The 18,270-nt window shown below is 64.0% G+C and carries 18 protein-coding genes; 10 read left to right on the forward strand and 8 right to left on the reverse strand.

Going from position 1 to position 18,270, the window contains the following annotated elements:
* Positions 1 to 197 precede the first annotated feature (197 nt).
* The 3 genes from DWV00_RS13380 to DWV00_RS13390 all read left to right on the forward strand — a co-directional run bounded on the left by DWV00_RS13380 (position 198) and on the right by DWV00_RS13390 (position 2,041).
* On the forward strand, positions 198 to 842 hold the full coding sequence (locus DWV00_RS13380; protein WP_115534065.1) for an MBL fold metallo-hydrolase: 645 nt from the start codon (positions 198 to 200) through the stop codon (positions 840 to 842).
* Positions 839 to 1,492, forward strand: a complete 654-nt coding sequence (locus tag DWV00_RS13385; RefSeq protein ID WP_115534066.1) for a 3'-5' exonuclease family protein — start codon at positions 839 to 841, stop codon at positions 1,490 to 1,492. The genes DWV00_RS13380 and DWV00_RS13385 overlap by 4 nt, the downstream gene beginning before the upstream one ends.
* A gap of 90 nt (positions 1,493 to 1,582) precedes the next feature.
* Complete coding sequence (locus tag DWV00_RS13390; RefSeq protein ID WP_115534067.1) at positions 1,583 to 2,041, forward strand: Lrp/AsnC family transcriptional regulator; 459 nt, start codon at positions 1,583 to 1,585, stop codon at positions 2,039 to 2,041.
* An 84-nt stretch (positions 2,042 to 2,125) separates the two neighbouring features.
* Here DWV00_RS13390 and DWV00_RS13395 read toward each other — a convergent pair whose 3' ends face one another.
* From DWV00_RS13395 to DWV00_RS13405, 3 genes are all read right to left on the reverse strand, one after another.
* The gene (locus DWV00_RS13395; protein ID WP_115534068.1) at positions 2,126 to 3,328 is read right to left on the reverse strand and encodes a cation diffusion facilitator family transporter; all 1,203 of its coding nucleotides are present in this window, start codon (positions 3,326 to 3,328) and stop codon (positions 2,126 to 2,128) included.
* 307 nt (positions 3,329 to 3,635) lie between these two features.
* Positions 3,636 to 3,935 carry an H-NS histone family protein gene (locus tag DWV00_RS13400; protein ID WP_115534069.1) on the reverse strand — a complete coding sequence of 100 codons (300 nt, stop codon included), beginning with the start codon at positions 3,933 to 3,935 and terminating at the stop codon, positions 3,636 to 3,638.
* Positions 3,936 to 4,340: 405 nt separating this feature from the next.
* A complete protein-coding gene (locus DWV00_RS13405) occupies positions 4,341 to 5,006 on the reverse strand; it encodes a HugZ family pyridoxamine 5'-phosphate oxidase (RefSeq protein ID WP_115534070.1) in 666 nt (221 codons plus the stop codon).
* Positions 5,007 to 5,251: 245 nt separating this feature from the next.
* Between DWV00_RS13405 and DWV00_RS13410 the strand changes: the two genes are divergently transcribed.
* Positions 5,252 to 6,370: an MFS transporter gene (locus DWV00_RS13410; protein WP_115534314.1), complete on the forward strand. Its 1,119-nt coding sequence runs from the start codon at positions 5,252 to 5,254 to the stop codon at positions 6,368 to 6,370.
* A gap of 188 nt (positions 6,371 to 6,558) precedes the next feature.
* Here DWV00_RS13410 and DWV00_RS13415 read toward each other — a convergent pair whose 3' ends face one another.
* Positions 6,559 to 7,707, reverse strand: coding sequence for a branched-chain amino acid ABC transporter substrate-binding protein (locus DWV00_RS13415; protein WP_115534071.1), 1,149 nt, complete (start codon positions 7,705 to 7,707; stop codon positions 6,559 to 6,561).
* Positions 7,708 to 8,161: 454 nt separating this feature from the next.
* On the reverse strand, positions 8,162 to 9,277 hold the full coding sequence (locus DWV00_RS13420) for an NAD(P)H-dependent flavin oxidoreductase (protein ID WP_115534072.1): 1,116 nt from the start codon (positions 9,275 to 9,277) through the stop codon (positions 8,162 to 8,164).
* Between the two features lie 299 nt (positions 9,278 to 9,576).
* On the opposite strand from DWV00_RS13420, the gene DWV00_RS13425 reads away from it, so the two are divergent.
* Entirely contained in the window at positions 9,577 to 10,272 is a 696-nt protein-coding gene (locus tag DWV00_RS13425; protein ID WP_181885457.1) for a dienelactone hydrolase family protein, read from the forward strand.
* Positions 10,273 to 10,356: 84 nt separating this feature from the next.
* Here DWV00_RS13425 and DWV00_RS13430 read toward each other — a convergent pair whose 3' ends face one another.
* The 3 genes from DWV00_RS13430 to DWV00_RS13440 form a co-directional block, all read right to left on the reverse strand.
* Positions 10,357 to 10,671: a high-potential iron-sulfur protein gene (locus DWV00_RS13430; protein ID WP_115534074.1), complete on the reverse strand. Its 315-nt coding sequence runs from the start codon at positions 10,669 to 10,671 to the stop codon at positions 10,357 to 10,359.
* A gap of 221 nt (positions 10,672 to 10,892) precedes the next feature.
* A complete protein-coding gene (locus DWV00_RS13435; RefSeq protein WP_115534075.1) occupies positions 10,893 to 11,999 on the reverse strand; it encodes an NAD(P)/FAD-dependent oxidoreductase in 1,107 nt (368 codons plus the stop codon).
* Positions 12,000 to 12,245: 246 nt separating this feature from the next.
* A complete protein-coding gene (locus DWV00_RS13440; RefSeq protein ID WP_115534315.1) occupies positions 12,246 to 13,223 on the reverse strand; it encodes an AAA family ATPase in 978 nt (325 codons plus the stop codon).
* Positions 13,224 to 13,499: 276 nt separating this feature from the next.
* On the opposite strand from DWV00_RS13440, the gene DWV00_RS13445 reads away from it, so the two are divergent.
* The 5 genes from DWV00_RS13445 (at position 13,500) to DWV00_RS13465 (ending at position 18,269) form a co-directional block, all read left to right on the forward strand.
* Positions 13,500 to 14,096, forward strand: a complete 597-nt coding sequence (locus DWV00_RS13445; protein ID WP_342766981.1) for a hypothetical protein — start codon at positions 13,500 to 13,502, stop codon at positions 14,094 to 14,096.
* A gap of 94 nt (positions 14,097 to 14,190) precedes the next feature.
* A complete protein-coding gene (locus DWV00_RS13450; RefSeq protein WP_115534076.1) occupies positions 14,191 to 15,000 on the forward strand; it encodes an endonuclease/exonuclease/phosphatase family protein in 810 nt (269 codons plus the stop codon).
* Positions 15,001 to 15,134: 134 nt separating this feature from the next.
* The gene (locus DWV00_RS13455; RefSeq protein WP_115534077.1) at positions 15,135 to 15,779 is read left to right on the forward strand and encodes a LysE family translocator; all 645 of its coding nucleotides are present in this window, start codon (positions 15,135 to 15,137) and stop codon (positions 15,777 to 15,779) included.
* 300 nt (positions 15,780 to 16,079) lie between these two features.
* A complete protein-coding gene (locus DWV00_RS13460) occupies positions 16,080 to 16,850 on the forward strand; it encodes a ferredoxin--NADP reductase (protein ID WP_115534078.1) in 771 nt (256 codons plus the stop codon).
* 474 nt (positions 16,851 to 17,324) lie between these two features.
* Positions 17,325 to 18,269, forward strand: a complete 945-nt coding sequence (locus DWV00_RS13465; protein ID WP_245964868.1) for a sensor histidine kinase — start codon at positions 17,325 to 17,327, stop codon at positions 18,267 to 18,269.
* Position 18,270 lies beyond the last annotated feature (1 nt).

The raw sequence follows: 18,270 nt of genomic DNA on the forward strand, positions 1-18,270 counted from the left end.
GGTGCTCCCCGCGCAAAAGCTGTCGCATTATAGCAGAAAGATGAAGCAATCTGGCGACGGCGGTTCGCCCCCCTATTGATTCTCCCTATGGCTGTAATAATCCGCATTGCGTAGCACCCTTTCGGCCCCGCAGCACGGGCCTGACGCGGCTGGTACCATCTTTCTTTTTGCCGTTCGCACGCATCCAGAGCATCCAGATGAAGGTCTTCGTCATTCCCGTCACGCCGTTTCAGCAGAACTGTTCCCTCGCCATCTGCGAGGCCACGCAGCGCGCGGCCATCGTCGATCCGGGCGGCGATCTCGAACTGATTCAGCGGGCCGTCGCCGAGAACGGCGCCACGGTCGAAAAGATTCTGCTCACGCACGGTCACGTCGATCACTGCGCAGGCGCAAAGACGCTCGCCACACATTACGGCGTGCCGATCGAAGGCCCGCATCGCGACGAAAAATTCTGGATCGATCAGCTTCCCGATCAAAGCGTGCGCTTCGGCTTCCCCGCGGCGCAGGCGTTCGAGCCCGATCGCTGGCTCGACGGCGGCGAATCGGTTCAGTTCGGCGAGGAAACGCTCGACGTCTATCACTGTCCAGGGCATACGCCCGGCCACGTGGTGTTCGTCAGCGCGCGGCATCGCGTGGCGTTCGTCGGCGATGTCCTCTTCGCGGGCTCGATCGGCCGCACCGATTTCCCGCGCGGCAATCATGCCGATCTGATCCGCGCGATCCGCACGCAGCTTTGGCCGCTCGGCGACGACATCACGTTCGTCCCCGGTCACGGTCCGACGTCGACGTTCGGCGAGGAGCGGCGCACGAATCCTTATGTCGCCGACGGGGTGAGCGCGTGAGTTCCGAAATCTACGTCAGCACCGATATCGAGGCCGACGGCCCGATCCCGGGGCCGCATTCGATGCTGAGCTTCGCCTCCGCAGCCTTCACCGAGGACAAGCAGATGATCGGCACGTTCTCGGCCAATCTCGAAACACTGCCCGGCGCGCAAGCGCATCCGGTGCAGGAAGCCTGGTGGAAAACGCAGCCCGACGCGTGGGCCGCGTGCCGCGCCGATCTGCGCAAGCCCGAGGAAGCGCTCGTGGCTTATGTCGAGTGGGTCGAAGGGCTGCCGGGCAAGCCGGTGTTCGTCGGCATGCCCGCCGGCTTCGATTTCACGTTCATGTTTTGGTACATGATGCGCTTCGCGGGGCGCTGTCCGTTTTCTTGGTCGGCGCTCGATATCAAGACGCTCGCCTTCGCGATGACGGGCCTGCCCTATCGCAAAAGCATCAAACCGCGCATGCCGAAGCACTGGTTCGACGAGCATCCGCATACGCACGTCGCGCTCGACGACGCCATCGAACAAGGCGCCCTTTTCTGCAACATGCTCAAGGACTTGCGCGTTTGGCAGAAGACTTCGCCGGTGACGGCCGAGGCAAGAGCGCGGGCCGCCGAGGCCGCGGCAAACGGCACAGGTCAAAACGACGCCGAGAGCCCGTCAAATTAGGGAAAATCCCTCGCTCTTAGGCCATCCGATTGCCTTTTGTTTCTCCCGCCACTAATATCGGTTTCAGTGGCTGTCGTAATGGAGGCGCGGATGGCGCTCGACACGTTTTCTCAAAAGATCCTGCGCCTGTTGCAGCTCGATGCTCGACGTTCGGTGCAGGAAATTTCCGATCAAGTCGGACTGTCGAGCACGCCTTGCTGGCGGCGCATCAAGGACATGGAGCAATCGGGCATCATCCAGCGCTACACGGCGCTGCTCGATCGCGAAAAACTCGGCCTGCATGTCTGCGCCCTCGCCCACATCCATTTGACGCGGCACACGGAAGGCGGCGTCGAGCAGTTCGAGCGCGAGATCTCCACCTGCCCCGAAGTGACCGAGTGCTACAGCACGACGGGCGAAGCGGACTACATCCTCAAGATCGTCGCGCCCGACATCAAAGCCTACGACGCGTTCCTGCACGATCGCATCTTCAAAATCCCGGCTGTCGCACAAGTGCGCACGAGCGTCGTGCTGCGCGAAATCAAGTTCGATACGCAACTGCCGCTTTGATGTCGATGTCGATGTCGATGCCAACTCCGGCACCGACGCTGACTCTGGCCTTCTGATCTTCCGACCCGCGGTGACCGTCCGCCCTCAAGCGTGCCCCGGCGCGCCTACCTTGGCCGCCACGATCTGACGCTGCAGCGTCACGCTGCGCGCGCCCAATTTCGCTTTCAACGCGGTGAGGTCGATGCGGTCGACGAGTTCGGCGTCGTGTTCGCGGTCGGCCAGCCCATCGGCCGCAAGCGTGATGTCGAGGTCCAGCCCCGTGCTCAAATAATGCACATTCAACGCCGCCGCACGCACGCCGTACTGCGCCAGTTCCGCATCGACGATCGCGGCCACCGACGCTCGCGTCGGCAAACGGGCCGGCGGATGCGCGATGGCGTCGTTCTCCGGATCGACGTGAATCAGTGCGTCGAGCACCCGCTTGTCGGTCATCACCCGCAACCGGGCCGACTCCGCAATGTAGTGCCCCTCCGAGACGGAGATGAATGGATCGACGAGGATGTGGGCATCGACGAGCGCAAGGTCGCCCGTCTTGCGCGTGCGCAGTTCATGCACGTCGCGCACGCCGGGCTGAGCCAGCAATAGCTTGCGGATGTCTGCCGTGGCCGTTTCGTCGAGCGCACGGTCGGACAGGTCTTGCAGCGCATCCCAGCCGAATACCCAGCCCATGCGCGCGACGAGAAAGCCGACGATCGCGGCGGCGATCGGGTCCAGCAAGCGCACACCGAACAAGCTGCCGACGATACCCACCGCAACGACGAGCGACGAGGCCGCATCCGAACGCGCATGCCACGCGTTCGCGATCAGCATCGCCGAACGAACGCGCTCGGCTTGCCGCAGCATGAAGCAGAACAGCGCTTCTTTCGAGACGAGGACCAGCACCGCCACCACGAGCGCGCTGACATGAACAGCCGGGATGTTTCCCATATCCGCGAGACGCGTGCCGGCACGCCACAGCATGCCGACGCCGACGGCCACGAGCAGCGCGCCGAGAAAAAGAGACGCCACCGTCTCATATCTGGCGTGCCCGTAGTTGTGGTCCGCGTCGGGTTTCTCGGCGCTCGCGCGATTGGCGATCAGCACGATGAAATCGGAAATCAGGTCGGCCAGCGAATGGACGCCGTCCGCGATCAATGCCTGAGAATGCGCGAAGAACCCGATCGTGACCTGCAAGCTCATCAGGACGATGTTGACCCCGACGCTCGCAAAGGTGCTTTTGCGCGCGACAGCTTGCTTTTCGCCGGAGTGGAGTTCGACGGCGGGGTGGGCGTGTGAATGAGAATGCATCGAAAACGGTAGACCGCGGATTGGGTACCGTTCGATTGTATCAAGCGAAACGCGGCGGCGCTGTGACAGCGATGCCATTTTTTCTTTTCGAATCAGCGGGTTATGAGAACGCAACGTATTCTTATTACGCGTCTCGTCCGCACTCGCATGCCCATGGCGCAAGCCACTGCAATCCCCACCGGGGCAGCGGTTTAAAGCTTTGATGAGACGAACAAAAACCGCGCACCCCAATGGGTTACGCGGCTCTCATTTAGGCTGCTGACCGAAATAGCGCCGGTGGTGTGCCGACGGCTATCCGTTCCGCCTATTACTTCTGAATCAGGAACTGATCGCGATCCTGACCGGCGATCCACCGCGGCGGCTTGCCACGGCCCGACCACGTATTGCCGCTCATCGGATCACGGTATTTCGGCGCAACGCCGGCGCGCGGACGGCCCGCTTTCGCACCCTTGCCACGGCCACCGCCGAGTTCGGCGAGCGTAATGCCGTAGTCAGCCATTTTCTGTTTGATCTCGTTCAGCACTTCAGCGTATTCCTTCGCCTTCGCCTCTTCGATCTGCTTCTCCAGCTTCTCTCGTTGGGCGAGAAGTTCCTTGTAAGAAGACATATGTTCCCTTGTGGTTTCGGTAAATGGCGCCGATCTCCAGCCGGTTTTGCCACAACAATGCGTTTGCCTCGGATATTTCGGAAGCGAGATTAGCACAAAAGGTTGGCGAACGAAAAGCCCAGAAAGCTCGCGAAAGGAAAATAACTTTGATTGTTTTGTTTCACTCATTCGTCATCGGTCCGCCCATCTCAATTTACCCAATGCAACTGGCGTCTCATATTTCCAACGTTCCGAGAATTGAAAGGTTCGACAACTTTCAGTTTGTGAAACTAATTCGTCATATTCGGACAAAAGCTTTCATTTCATGAGAGGATGCCGCACCAGCGCGGGTTTCGCGACGGTGCGCGCGGATTTTTCGTCATTCGAGCATCGGCAATTTCCCTTATCTCGCTATATACGAAGGTACTAATCGCTGTGATCTGAGATGCACTGCGCGAGCGCCTGCTCGAGCGCGGGCATATCGGTTTTCGCCGAATCGAACGCGCAGCGCCGGCGCTGCCCATCCACTTTCAAATCCGCGCCGTATCGATCGACGCCCGCCAATCGCACGAGCGCCGGCCGGCTCACGTGCCGGTCGAAGTATTCGATCAGTGCGGTTTCATCTTCGTCCGTCAAAGGTTCGAGCGGATCGAGTTCGTCGGCATCGAGCCAGCCCATTGCGCCGAATCCGCCGATGTATCGCATCCGTTCGATTTCAAGCACGCGAAAAGAAAAATCGCCGAGTGCCAGATAACGCTCGGCATCGGGGTGATAGCGCAAATAACGCCGCACAAGCGACGGTTCGAGCCCGCCCGAAACGAATCGGCCCAGCAGCGTCAGCCTCTCGCCGCTGAGCACGTCGTCGTTCGTCGGCGAATCGACGATAAGGAAGCCCGCGCGCTGATCGGCCTCGAGATTGCGAGCGTGTTCGGCCAGGCGGCTGATCAGGACGACGGGACGATGGCGCGCGTCCGTCGCGAACGGCAGTGCCGTCGGATACGGGTAGCCCAGCGGCTCGCGCGCGTGCGTCGCCAGCGCACCTGTAGGCTTGCGATGCAGTAAATGCAGCGGTGCGTGTGCTGAAATGTTCATGTGTCGTGTCCCCGGTATTGAGCCGCCCGGTTCTCCCTGCGCGAGGGAAAGCTGTCCGTTAGAATCGGCGGATCCCATTCATCGTAGCGTTTGCGCGCTCATCCGCTGCTCGGATTTTGCGCGTCGCACCCTTTTTACGCTTCGTTCAAGGCTTCGTCCAAGTGTCGCAAACCACTTCATCGCACGTTCCCGCCGCCCATCGCAATCTCGCTCCGGCCGCCCGTGAGCGCGCGCGGTACGCCACGATGGCCTTGTTCTTCATCGCGGGGATGGCCTACGCCACATGGGGCGTGCACGTTCCGACCGTTCGCGACAAATTCCACCTCGATCCCGCCGCGCTCTCGGTCGCGCTGTTCGTGCTGACCGGAGGCTCGATCGCCGCCACCGTCACCAATGCGAAATGGATCACACGCGTCGGCACGCGCCGGGCCTGCCTCGTCGGCGGGCTCGTATTGGCCGGCAGCATGGCGCTGATTCTGGTGGCGCCCACGTATTGGGTGCTGTTGCCGGTGCTCGCCGCCTTCGGCGCGGGCATGGCCACGATGGACGTCGCCATGAACGCCGAGGCCAGCGCGGTCGAACAAGCGCTCGGGCGGCCCATTATGTCTTCGCTGCACGGCATGTTCAGTATCGGCGGCATGATCGGTGCGGGAGCGGGCGGCATCGCGCTCGCCCACGGCATGTCCAGCCTGATCCATATGCTGCTGGCCGCGCTCGTGTGCGCCGGCGTGCTCGTGCTGGCCTGCCCGTCCGTGCTGCCGCACGTGCCGCACACAGAGAGTCACCATGAGAGTTCGAAGGCGAGCCGCTGGCGCTCGCCCGTGCTCTGGGCATTGGGCGCCGTGGCGCTCATCGCGCTGATCGCGGAAGGGGCGATGTACGACTGGGCAGCCGTCTATATGCGCGACGTCGTGCGCTCGACGCCGGCCTTCGCCAGTGCCGGCTATGCGGCGTTCACGGGCGCGATGGCGGCCGGCCGCTTCGCCGGCGACGCCGTGCGTGCTCGCTTCGGCGCCGTGCAGCTCGTGTTCGTCAGTGCGTCGCTGGCGTGCGTCGGGATGATCGGGGCGCTCGTGCTGCCGTTCTCCGTCACTGCGCTGGTCGGCTTCGCCATGATGGGCCTCGGGCTCGCGAACATGATGCCGGTGATCTTCGCCGCCGCCATGCGCGTGAAAGGCATCCATGCCGCGGAAGGGCTCGCCCACGTGGCGAGCATCGCGTATGTCGGGCTGCTGTTCGGGCCCGTGCTGATCGGCGGCGTGGCGCAGGCGACGAATCTTTCGGTCGGATTGTCGGTCGTGGCGCTGTGCGCGGCGCTGGTCGCGTTCATCGGGCCGCGCGTGCTCAAACGGCTCGGCGTTTGAACCGGCCCGGCGCGGGCCAGCCTTAGCGCCCGCACTAGGCGCCCGGATCCAGCGCCAAGCCAAGAGCGCAAATAACGCGCGCCCATAAAAAAAGCGCGCACGCCGTAGCGTACGCGCTCTCGAATCCTTTCTTCGCGGCAGCCGCCCAGTAGGCGGCCCCCTCTCCGATCGGTCCGGCTTGCGCCGTTTTACATGTTCACTTCGCTCAGCAGCGTCTTCTTGCCGCCCTTGTAGTCGTACAGCGAGATCACGCCGTGCTTCAGGTCGCCGTGCTCGTCGAACTGAACGTTGCCGATCACGCCGTTGTAGTTCGTCGACGGCATGGCCGCGAGGATCTTCGCCGGATCGGTCGAGTTCGCGCGCTTCATCGCGTCGACGATGATGTACACGGCGTCATACGTGAACGGAGCGTAGATCTGGATCGGCACGCCGAAACGCTTCTGGTACTTGGCTTCGAACTCCGAACCCTTCGCACCCATCTTCTCGAGCGAGCGGCCGGCTTCCGAGCAAACTACGTTGTCCGTCGCGTCGCCTGCCAGCGTCGAGAGCTGGTCGGTACACACGCCGTCACCCGCGAGGATCTTCGCGCTGATGCCGAGCTGCTTCGCTTGCTTCGCGAACGGGCCGCCCGTGGCGTCCATGCCGCCGTACATGATCGCGTCAGGGTGTTCGCCCTTGATCTTCGTCAGAATCGCACGGAAGTCGACAGCCTTGTCGTTCGTCGCGTCATGCGACAGAACCGTCATGCCGAGGGACTTCGCCGTCTTTTCGAATTCGTTCGCCAAGCCTTGGCCGTAAGCCGTGGCGTCGTCGACGATCGCGACCTTCTTCAGCTTCAATTCCTTAGCTGCGTAGTTTGCGAGAGCCGGGCCTTGCTGCGCGTCCGTCGCCACGACGCGGAACGTCGTCTTGAAGCCTTGCAGCGTGTATTGCGGGTTCGTGGCCGACGGCGAGATCTGCACGATGCCTGCATCGCTGTAGATCTTCGATGCCGGGATCGTCGTACCGGAGTTCAAGTGGCCCACCACGGCGACGACCTTGTCGTCCACCAGCTTCTGGGCAACCTGCGTAGCCGTACGCGGGTCAGCCGCGTCGTCTTGCGCATCCAGTTGCAGCGTGACCTTTTGGCCACCGATCACGAGACCCTTCTTATTGATTTCCTCGACGGCAAGTCGCGCGCCGTTTTCGTTGTCCTTACCGAGGTGAGCGATTTGCCCCGTAAGCGGTGCGACGTGACCAATCTTGACGACTTCGTCCGCCACAGCGCCCGTTGCCATCGTCGCGAACAACATTGCAGCCGCGGTGATCGGCAACAGCTTTTGCATCTTGATATTCATGTAAGTCTCCGGTTTCGGTCCCAAAAACGACGTGATCGCCCGAATCCCCGCCTTCCTCTTGTCTGTGTCGAAGGGGCAATACCGTCGGATGCATCGTCATGCACTTGGTGGTGCACGTGAGCCGGCGAGTTCGTGACAGGCCGCGCCTTCGTGCTGCGCGCAAGTGTAGGACAACAAATTAAAGTTGTGGTTTTTTTTCAGAAAGTGGGAAGACTACTAATAGCGCCGGCCGCGAAAATAGCCTGAGGAAAACGCGACTACCGCCCGGAAACCCACTATGCATGCGGGTTTTCGAGCGGCAGGGGGTGGCGGCGGCGGCGCAACAGGATGGGTTTCAATTGCGAAGGCGGTAGGCTAAGGCATTGAGCGGATTCAAAAAAACACTAAACCGGACATACAAATTCCATTCAATGGCTCGGCAGTCGGCCCGCTTATACGATGTTCCGTAGAAGGTTTATTCGACTGTCACAAAGCCTGAAACGGCTTTCGATGCGGCCCGCCATTCGGCGTCGAGCGCGTCGATCAACTCGGCCGTGCCGCAGCCGGCCCGGCGGCCACGCAACAGCGGCGCGCCCTGCCCGGACCACAGCGAGAGGTAATCGCCGCGATCGGCGCGCGCGGCCGCTTGCCGCAACTCCTGCGTCAGCGCGTTTTGCACGGGATACGGCGCGATGCGCTCAGGCTCACCCTCGAGCCGGTTCATCAGCGTGTTGCGGATACCACGCGCGTAGCGGCCCGTGATCGCGCGCGTGACCGAAGTCGACGTGTCGCTGCTGGCCGCGAGCCGCTTGCGCCAATCCTGCGCGATCGAGCTTTCCATACACGGCAGGAATGCCGTGCCGAGTTGCGCGGCCTGAGCGCCCAGTGCGAGGGCCGCCGCGATTCCACGGCCGTCCATGATGCCGCCGGCCGCCAGCACTGGGATGCCGAGTGCGTCGACGAGCTGCGGCACGAGTGCCATCGTGCCGACGAGCGGGTTTTTCTCGGCATCGATGAAGGTGCCGCGGTGTCCGCCCGCCTCCGCCCCTTGCGCGCAGACGGCATCCGCGCCCGCATCGCGCCAGGCGATGCCCTCCGCCACGTGCGTGGCCGTGCCGATCACATACGCGCCCGCCGCCTTGAGCCGGGCGACGTCGGCCGCGCCGAGCACGCCGAACGTGAAGCTGACGACCGGCACTTTCAGTTCGATGATCCGGTCGAGCTGCGCGTGAAACGCCGGAGCATAGCGGTCGAGCGCGCGCCCCGGCGGCAAGCCGAGTTCAGCGCGCAGCGGATCGATCGCCTCGAGCGCGCGGCGCACCGTCGCGTCGTCGGGCGCGGCGGGGTCCTGCACGAACAGGTTGACGCCGAACGCACGCGACGTCCCCGCCCGAATCTCGGCGACTTGCTCCGTGAGCTTCTCGGGCGTCAACCCGCCCGCCCCGAGGGAGCCGAGCGCACCGGCGTTGCTCGCCGCGATCACGAGCCCCGTCGTCGTCGCCCCCAGCATCGGCGCCTGCACGAGCGGCAAACGCAAATCGAATCGTTCGGCGAACGGGGTGGGGTAGCGGCGCGTGGTTCCGGTGTTCATCTCGATTCTCCTGGCTCGATTCGGGCGTGCGCGAGGGTGCGTGGCGATGGGCTCACTCTACGCTGGGGCTACCAACGCGAAAAATGAATTATCGAGATCGTTTCGTTCGCGTTTGATGAACTAAGACTCAGCGAGCTAAGCGAGCGCAATGACCGGCCTGAACGGTCTAGGCCCATTCAAGCACCGCCAGATAGACGAAAAACGCACCGCGGCTGCACCGCCAGCGCGCGCCACGATTCGATGCCAAACTGGCAGCCCTTGTCCCCTGTGACTCATGAAATCGGAGGTGGTAAATGAGCCTGACGACTCGATGGATCGAAATCGACGCCGGCGGCGGCGAGCACTACGACGGCTACCTGGCCCTGCCGCGTGCCGGCAAGGGCCCGGGCGTCGTCATCGTGCAGGAAATCTTCGGCGTGAACGCGCACATTCGGTCGGTGGCCGAGCAATATGCGCTGGCAGGCTATGTGGCCTTCGCACCGGACATCTTCTGGCGCGGCGAGCGGCGCGTGGAACTCGGCTATGAAGGCGCTGACCGCGACAAGGCGCTCGCGCTGCTCAAGGGGCTAGACGTCGAGAAGACGGTGGCCGATCTCGGCGCAGCCGCGAAGACGCTGCGCGCGCAACCCGAAACGACGGGCAAGATCGGGGCGGTCGGATTTTGCTTCGGCGGACAGCTCGCTTACTTGATGGCGGCGCGCGGCACCGCCGATGCGGCCGTTGCCTACTATGGCGGCGGAATTCAGAACAAGCTCGACGAAGCGGACAAGATCCGCGCGCCGATCATGTTCCATTACGCGGAGCACGATTCGTCGATTCCGCAGACGGCCGTCAGCGAAGTGAAGAAGCGCTTCGCGGCCCACCCGAATGCGCTGTTCTTCGACTATCCGGGCGTCCAGCACGGTTTCAACTGCTCGGACCGTTCCGCCTACGATCAGCATGCCTCGGCGCTCGCGCACGGGCGCACGCTCGAGTTTCTGTCGTCGAATCTGTAAACGCGAAAACGAATCGGCCCGGCGGGTACGAGCCGGGCCGATTCTTTCGCTTTTCTCTTATCTCGAGACCCGCTCGGGTTTCGGTCAGGCCTTCTTCGAGTAGGCGCTGCACCAGCCGCCATTGGCCACTTGCTTGCCGCCGAACATCGGGCATGGGCCGAACGGGTCGGCCGCCTTGCCTTGGAAGAATTGGCAATTACCGCATTTCTGGCCGGCGGCGTACTTCGGATACTTGGCCTTGTCGACCTTGGTCGCATCCATCTTGTAGCCGAGCGCAACGGCGGTCGGATCGCTTTCCGTAACTTTCGGCGCGTCGGCCAGCGCTTCGCGCGAAGCCAGTGCAAGCGCGGAAACAGCGCCGATACTCGTGATCAAAAACGTGCGACGGGACGATTTCATGGGGGAATCTCCTTTGTATGTCCTACTACCGCTGCTCTACGGCAGCAGTGGGCAAGCATAGCAACGAAGTGGGCCGCGCGCAGCCACGCGGCCAAATGTCGCGGATAAGTCGTAGCACTGAATGAAGGCGCCCCACGGAATCGGCGCCGCATCGGTATGACGGGTACGACGAAAGCGTCGTTGCTCCGTCACGGCTCGGTCACTGCGTCGTCATTGCCCCGTCACGCGCGGCCCGTGATCTCGCAAACGCGTTGAGCGATCGCCAGCGAAGCGGTCAAGCCCGGCGATTCGATGCCGAACAAATTGACGAGCCCGCGCACGCCATGCGCGGCCGGCCCCTGGATGACGAAATCGGCCGCCGGCTCGCCGGGGCCCGACAGCTTCGGCCGGATTCCGGCGTAGGCGGGCTGCAGCGCCGCGTCGGGCAACTCGGGCCAATACTCGCGAATCGCCGAGTAGAACGCATCCGCGCGGCGCGGATCGACGTCGTAATTGATCGTATCGACCCACTCGACATCGGGACCGAAGCGCGTCTGGCCGCCGAGATCGATCGTCAAATGCACGCCGAGGCCGGCTTCGTTCGGCATCGGGTAGATGAGCCGCGAAAACGGCGCGCGGCCCGACACGCTGAAGTAGTTGCCGCGCGCGAGATAAAGCGGCGGGACGTGCCGTGCGTCGAGGCCGCGAATCTTGCGCGCCAGCGCGTTCGCATACAGTCCGGCGCTGTTGACCACGCAAGCGGCCGAAAGCGTGGTGGGCGACTGCCCGCCGACCTTGACGATGAAGCGTCCGGCTCTTGCCTCGATCCCTTCCACCGGCGAATGAAACGCGCAGACGGCGCCGCCGTGCTCGGCATCGCCTTGCAAGGCGAGCAGCAACTGGTGACTGTCGACGATACCGGTGTGCGGCGAGAACACCGCCGCCTCACAATGCAGCGCCGGTTCGAGTTCGCGTGCGTCGGCGCCCGACAGACGAATCAGGTCGAGCACGCCGTTTTCCTTGCCGCGCGCTTCGATGGCGGTGAGCTGCGGCAGCTGATTGCGCGCCGTCGCGACGAGCAGCTTGCCGCAACGCTGATGCGGCACGCCGCGCGCGGCGCAATATTCATAGAGCATTTCGCGGCCGCGCACGCACAGCGTCGCCTTCAGCGAGCCGCGCGGATAGTACAAGCCGGCATGTATGACCTCGCTGTTACGCGAACTCGTGCCGGTGCCGATCGCCTCGCTTGCCTCGAGCACGATCACTTCGCGGCCGCGCTCGGCGAGCGAGCGCGCGATCGCCAGACCGACCGCGCCCGCGCCGATCACCACACATTCGATCTCATCCATGTTTTGTCGTCGCGGCCCGCTTGGCCGCGCTTCTCCGTCCGCTTGCAACTTCGGTGGGACCTCTTCGCGAGCGCGCTGCATGCGCCTGGAACGTCCTTTACGTCCTTTTTCGCATCGGCGCGGCGCGTGGCGGCGGCGATGCGTAAGCCCATTGTACGACGCGATCCGCCACGGCCCCCCCGAGGCGCGAGCGAAACACCGTCCTTAAGGCCGAAAGGAACGGGTTTCACGGGCGTTAAGGGGGTGTTAAAAGCCGATCGGCCGTCGGCGCGCGCCGCGTTCGGGGCGAATGTCGCCGGCGCGCACGGCATCGCGGCCGTCGATGCGGGCCTCGCCGAACGCATGCAGGATCGCGCGGCGCATGTCGCGCGGAGAGGCCCGCGAAAGCGCTTCCAGCGCATCGTCTCCGAGCCGCTCGGGAAAGCGCCGGCCCCACGTGTGCGCCGTGCGCACTTCGTCGTAGATCGTCTGCGCGATGCGGCGCGCGCCGTCGCGGTCGGGCGGTGCTATCTCGTAAATGCTCATGCGGCTCAGGATCGGCGCGGGAATCGATCGTTCGTCGTTGGCCGTCGCGATCCAGATGACCTGGCCGGCATTGATCGGGACTTCGGCGAATTCGTCGATGAACGTCTGCGCGGTCTCATATTCGAGCAGGGCATAGAGCGCGCCGAGCGGATCGTATTGCGCATCGCCGCCCGCTTTGTCGATTTCGTCGACGACCATCACCGGATTCGCATAGCTGCCGTTCACGAGCGTCTCGAAAACCTTGCCGGGCTTAGCGTTCTTCCACTGCGAAGACGCGCCGGAAAGAATCCAGCCGGCCGTCAGCGAACTCATCGCGACATATTGATGCGTGGTGCCGAGCAGGCGCGCGAGCGCTTTGGCAAAGTGGGTCTTGCCGATGCCCGGATCGCCGAGCAAAAGGATCGGCATCAGCTCGAGCCGGTCTTCCGTTTCGACGCAGAGGGCGACTTGCCGGCGGACGTCTTCGAGCGGATCGGCGAAGTTCGGCAGCGCGTCGATGAGCGCGTCGATCGCCGGCATGCGGTTCGGCTTCACGCAGAACCGCAGGTTGCCGACCTTCAGCATTTTTTCGTAGGTCGTGCGCAGCGCCTCGTTCGCTCCCTCGCCGAGTTCGTTCAGCGCCGTCTCGACCCGCTCGAGGTCGTACACCTTGCTGAGCGACGCCACTGCGATTTCCTGTTTCACCACGGCTGTCGTCATCGCTCCACCTCTCATGCCGTTGCCAAGCGCATGCATCGCTGAGCGCCCCCGTCCATCCTTGGTCTTGCCATGCGTCCGGCCACGGGGCGGCGCATCGTTCGCTACTTTGCGTTTTCAGTGTAATCAAGCAAGTTCCATGCGAAAAGCCAGCAGCGCCGCGCGCGTGCTGCTAATAACACACCACCCCCGCTTCTGCGCCGGCCGCGGCGTTAGGCGTAAGATGGACGCTTGTTGTCTCGCGCGGCGGTATTCGTCTGCGTGAAGGAGAAGGGTTCGATGAGGCGTGTTACCCGCTCCGCCGCCGGATTCGGCGGCGCCGTCGCCGGCGTGATCGGCGCTTTTGCCGTGCTCGCGCTGGCCAGCGCGCTGGCCGCGAACAACGCGGTCGCCGCAGGCGATGCAAGCGCAAGCGCTCCGGCGCCCAACGCCCCCCAAGCCTCCCCTCCCGACGACGCCCCCACGGCCGTGGCGTGGCAGCTCGACGTCGTGCGCGACGGGAAAACGATCGACACGTTCGAAGCCACGACGATGGTCGGTCAAGCGTTCAGCGCCACCCACCATCACCAGACCACCCACCGCGTCGGCTGCAAGGACAACCCCGCGGGCGGCATCGATCTTGCGCGTACGGTATCGGTCTCGCCGGTCGCGGCCGATGTCGGCGGCGTCACGCTCGCCATCGATGCCGACGAGACGATCGAGGACGACGCGGCCCCGACCACGCCCGAAGGCTGCTCGCTGCCGCCGCAGCCCCGGCGCTTGAATGCGAGCCATCCGGGCCTGTTCGTGCCCATCGGAGAAGCGGCCGACTGGACGCTGATCGACAAGAATCCGACGCTCGTCTATCGCGTGCACGCAAGCGTTACGGCGCATTGATCGATTCGTCGACAAACCGAATGACTCATCGGCCCATCGATCCATCGACCCATCCACTCTTTAACGGCTGAAACGGAAGCGGAAGCGACGCGGCATGCGAAACCCCGAAGAACTCACCCAACCGCCTGCAGTCAGCCCGCAGAAAAAGGAATTCGTCGCGGTCAGCTGGAACCTGCACAAGGGCCGCACGCCGCTCGGCTTCACCGCGTGGAAGGCGATGCAGCGCTGGGTCGAATCGACGCATGCCGACGTCTACTTTCTGCAGGAGGCGATGGCGCGGCGCATGCCCGGGCCGGTGCTGGCCACGAGCTTCGGCGCGCCCGTGCACGAGCCGCTTGCGGACGTCTGGGAATGCCAGGCCACCGAGATCGCGCATGCGCTCGATCTCGACATCGCGCTCGGGCCGAACGTCTTCAAGCCTTCGTGGCGCCACGGCAACGCGATTCTCTCGCCGCATCCGCTCGATCTCGGCGGGCGTTGGGATATTTCGGCGCACCGGTTCGAGCGGCGCGGGCTGCTCGTCGCGCGCGCGGCATTCGCGGGGCACTCCGTGACGCTGCTGTGCGCGCATCTCGCGCTCACGCGCGCGGCCCGCGTGCGGCAAATGAATTGGATCGCGCATTGGATTGCCCGCGAGGCGCCGGAGGGCCCGCTCGTGCTCGCAGGCGACTTCAACGACTGGCGCAACGATTCGGTCGGGATTTTCGGCGAGTATGGGCTCGTCGAAGTGGCGACGCTGCTCGGGCAGCCGGTGCGCACGTTCCCCGCGTTTTCGCCGGCGCTCGCGCTCGACAAGATGTTCGTGCGCGGCATGCGGCCGGTCGCCTGCGTGCAGCCCACGCAGGAAACGGCGTGGCTCTCCGACCACCTTCCTTACATCGCGCGTCTCGAGTTGACAGACTGAACGGGACCGATCGGCCTGGTTGGGTTAGATTAGACGGACTTTTGCTTTCGTTCGGCTTCGTCGGTGACAAACCCGAGCCCGATAGCAGCCGAAACACCGTTGTCTTCGTCTTTCGAACCCGAGCACCCACCGCGATGCATTACCTGCCGATTCTTCTTCAAATTGCCGTCATCTATCTGATCGCGGCGGCCAGCCCGGGGCCGAACTTCTTCATGATCACGCAGCTTTCGCTAGCCGGCAGGCGCAGCCTCGGCGCGGCTTCCGCGCTCGGCGTCTGCACGGCGTCGATGCTCTGGGTCACGCTCGCCATGCTCGGCATGGCGGCCGTGCTGCAAAAGCTCGAATGGCTCTACGCGGGCATACGCATTGCCGGCGCGGTCTATCTCGTCTACTTCGGCCTGAAGCTGCTGCGCTCGAGCACGCGCCGCGACTCGGCACCGCAAGCCCCCGCGGCCGCCGTAGAGCCGATCGCGCACGACGCGGCCGCCTGGCGGCGCGCCTATCGGTCGGGCTTCATCACCTGCGCGACGAACCCGAAATCGCTGGCGTTCTGGACGAGCGTGTTCGCGACGATGTTCCCCGCGCATGCGCCGCTTTGGTTCTACGGCGCCGTGTTCGCGACGGTCGGTTCGCTGTCGGCGGGGTGGTACACCAGCATGGCGTTCATGTTCGCCGCCGAGCGCACTCAGCGCGGCTACCGCAAGCTGCGCCGGCCGATCGACGCGTTTTGCGGCGCGGCGCTCGTCGGGCTCGGCGCGAAACTCGTCGCCGAACGGTAGAACGCGGCGGAACGGCAGGCGCGGCACCGCTTCAAATACGCGGCGAGGGGGCGTCCCGAGCGCTTCGCCGGAAGCCGCCGCACCGGCCCAGATCAATGCCCGTTCGAAGCTCGATTGCAGCTTATGCGCGTCGTAAAGACCCCACGGAAGGCGGTGATGTTCCAAGCGCGCTAAAATAGCGGGTTTGCAGCGTCGTGAGATGCTGCCCTGCGACAGCCCTTCGCCCCAGCCCCGCCGGCCGGAGCGTTCGTGTGCCGAGCGCTTTGGTGCCCATCCCTTCGCACTTTCTAGTTAGTAGCCATGAGCAATCTGAACCCGCAAACCGTCCTCTCCGTCCATCACTGGACCGACACCCTGTTCAGCTTCACCTGCACCCGCGATGCGTCGTTTCGCTTCGAAAACGGGCAATTCACGATGGTCGGACTCGAAGTCGACGGCAAGCCGCTCATCCGCGCCTACAGCATGGCCAGCGCGAACTACGAGGAAAACCTCGAATTCCTGAGCATCAAGGTGCAAGACGGCCCGCTCACGTCGCGCCTGCAGCACTTGAAGGTCGGCGACCAAGTTCTCATCGGCAAGAAGCCGACGGGCACGCTCATGGCCGACAACCTCCTGCCGGGCAAGACGCTCTGGCTGCTTTCGACGGGCACGGGCCTCGCGCCGTTCATGTCGATCATCAAGGATCCGACCGTCTACGACCGCTATGAGAAGGTCGTGCTGACGCATACGTGCCGCTTCGTCGACGAACTGGCCTACAAGGATTACATCACCGAGCACTTGCCGGCTCACGAGGATATCGGCGAAATCGTCCGCGAGAAGCTCGTCTACTATCCGACCGTCACGCGCGAGACGTTCCACAATCGCGGCCGGATCACCGAACTCATCGACACGCAGAAGCTGTTCGAAGACTTGAACGTGCCCCCGTTCTCGCTCGAGAACGACCGCGTCATGCTCTGCGGCAGCCCGCACATGCTGCGCGACACGCGTGAGCTGCTCGACGGGCTCGGCTTCAAGGAAGGCAGCAACAACGAGCCGGGCCACTACGTCGTGGAAAAAGCGTTCGTCGGCTAAAGCCCTGGCCGGATCGAACGAGAAAAACCGAAGCCCTCGCGCTTCGGTTTTTTTTTGCCCCGACTTTTGCCGCACCGATGCGGCACCGATGCGGCACCGATGCGGCATATCGCCACAGCGGACCTGCTTTATCCGCCACCTACCGGGTACACTTCCAAGTTACATTTACCGACGCGCTTCCACCCTTTCCTCGTAGGAATTTTTCCTACATTCTTAGGAAATTCGAGCTGTCAATCAGGGCTTGTCAAGGCGTTTTAATGCTTGCCATGGCAGCATTTCGGCCAATTTTGAGATATTATCCGCCCCGAAGAAGGGTCGAATGGAAACGATTTGATCTGTAGGACTTGTTGTTACCAGATGTAAATAGCGTTACGCAGAGGCGTCAGCTTTTCCGGCGTCGAGACGTAAAAATTCGAGATAGTGGTCTTCCCGATGAGTGAACGTCTGGCTAATTCCGCTCGGCAACAAGAGAACTTGGATTTCTCAACGGTCGTCCCACTGGTTGCGGGCGCGATTCCCGCTGCCGACCGCCCGCGCCGCCGCGGCGGCGTGCGTTTTCCCGGCTCCCCCGCGGCGCCGGCAGGGTTCTCGGAGGAGCATAAGGGCGAGCGGCAGTTGCGCGAGCACGCCGCCGAATTGGACGAAGCACGCGAGGAAATCAAGCGGCACGTCGCCCGCGAACTGCATGACGGCCTCGGCGCCGAGTTGACGGCGACACGGTTCGCGCTCGCCAACGTCGAGCATGCGCTGAGCGCGGGCGGCGACGTGGCGGCTGCCGCGACGGCCGCGCTCGCGCTGGCCCAGCAGTCGCTCGAGGCGGCTTGCGAAGCGGGACGCCGCCTGATTCAGGATCTGCATGAGCCCAATGTCGAAGGCGGCATCGTCTCCGCGCTCGCCGAGTGGACGCGTGCGTTCTCCGAGCGCACGGGCCTGGCCACGAGCTTCGTCTGCGCGGCCGACGTGCGCCTCACACAGCTGCCGCCCGAAGCGGCGCTCGCCGTGATGCGCGTGGCCCAGGAAGCGCTGAACAATGTGGCCAAGCATGCCGACGCCTCCCGCGCCGACATCCGCATCCAAACCGACGCGAAGCGCCTGATGCTCGTCATCGAGGACGACGGCCGCGGTATGCCGCCCCGTGCGCGGCACGCCGGCGCGCCGGAGTCGATCAATGCGCGCGGCTTCGGTCTGCCCGGCATGCGCGCCCGCTGCGAAGGGTTCGGCGGCGCCGTGCGCATCGCCTCGCGGCTGCGCGACGACGCCTCCGGCCCGTACGGAGCCTGGCCGGCCGACACCACCGCGCCGGCCGGCCGCTCGGGCACGACCGTGCGCGCGCACTTCCTCTGGGCCGCGATGGCGCACGAGCGCGGCGCCACGGCCGGGCTTCGGTCGGCCTCCACTCGCGTCACGCGCGCGAGGTAAG

The organism is Trinickia dinghuensis (assembly GCF_003367175.1).
Taxonomy (GTDB): domain Bacteria; phylum Pseudomonadota; class Gammaproteobacteria; order Burkholderiales; family Burkholderiaceae; genus Trinickia; species Trinickia dinghuensis.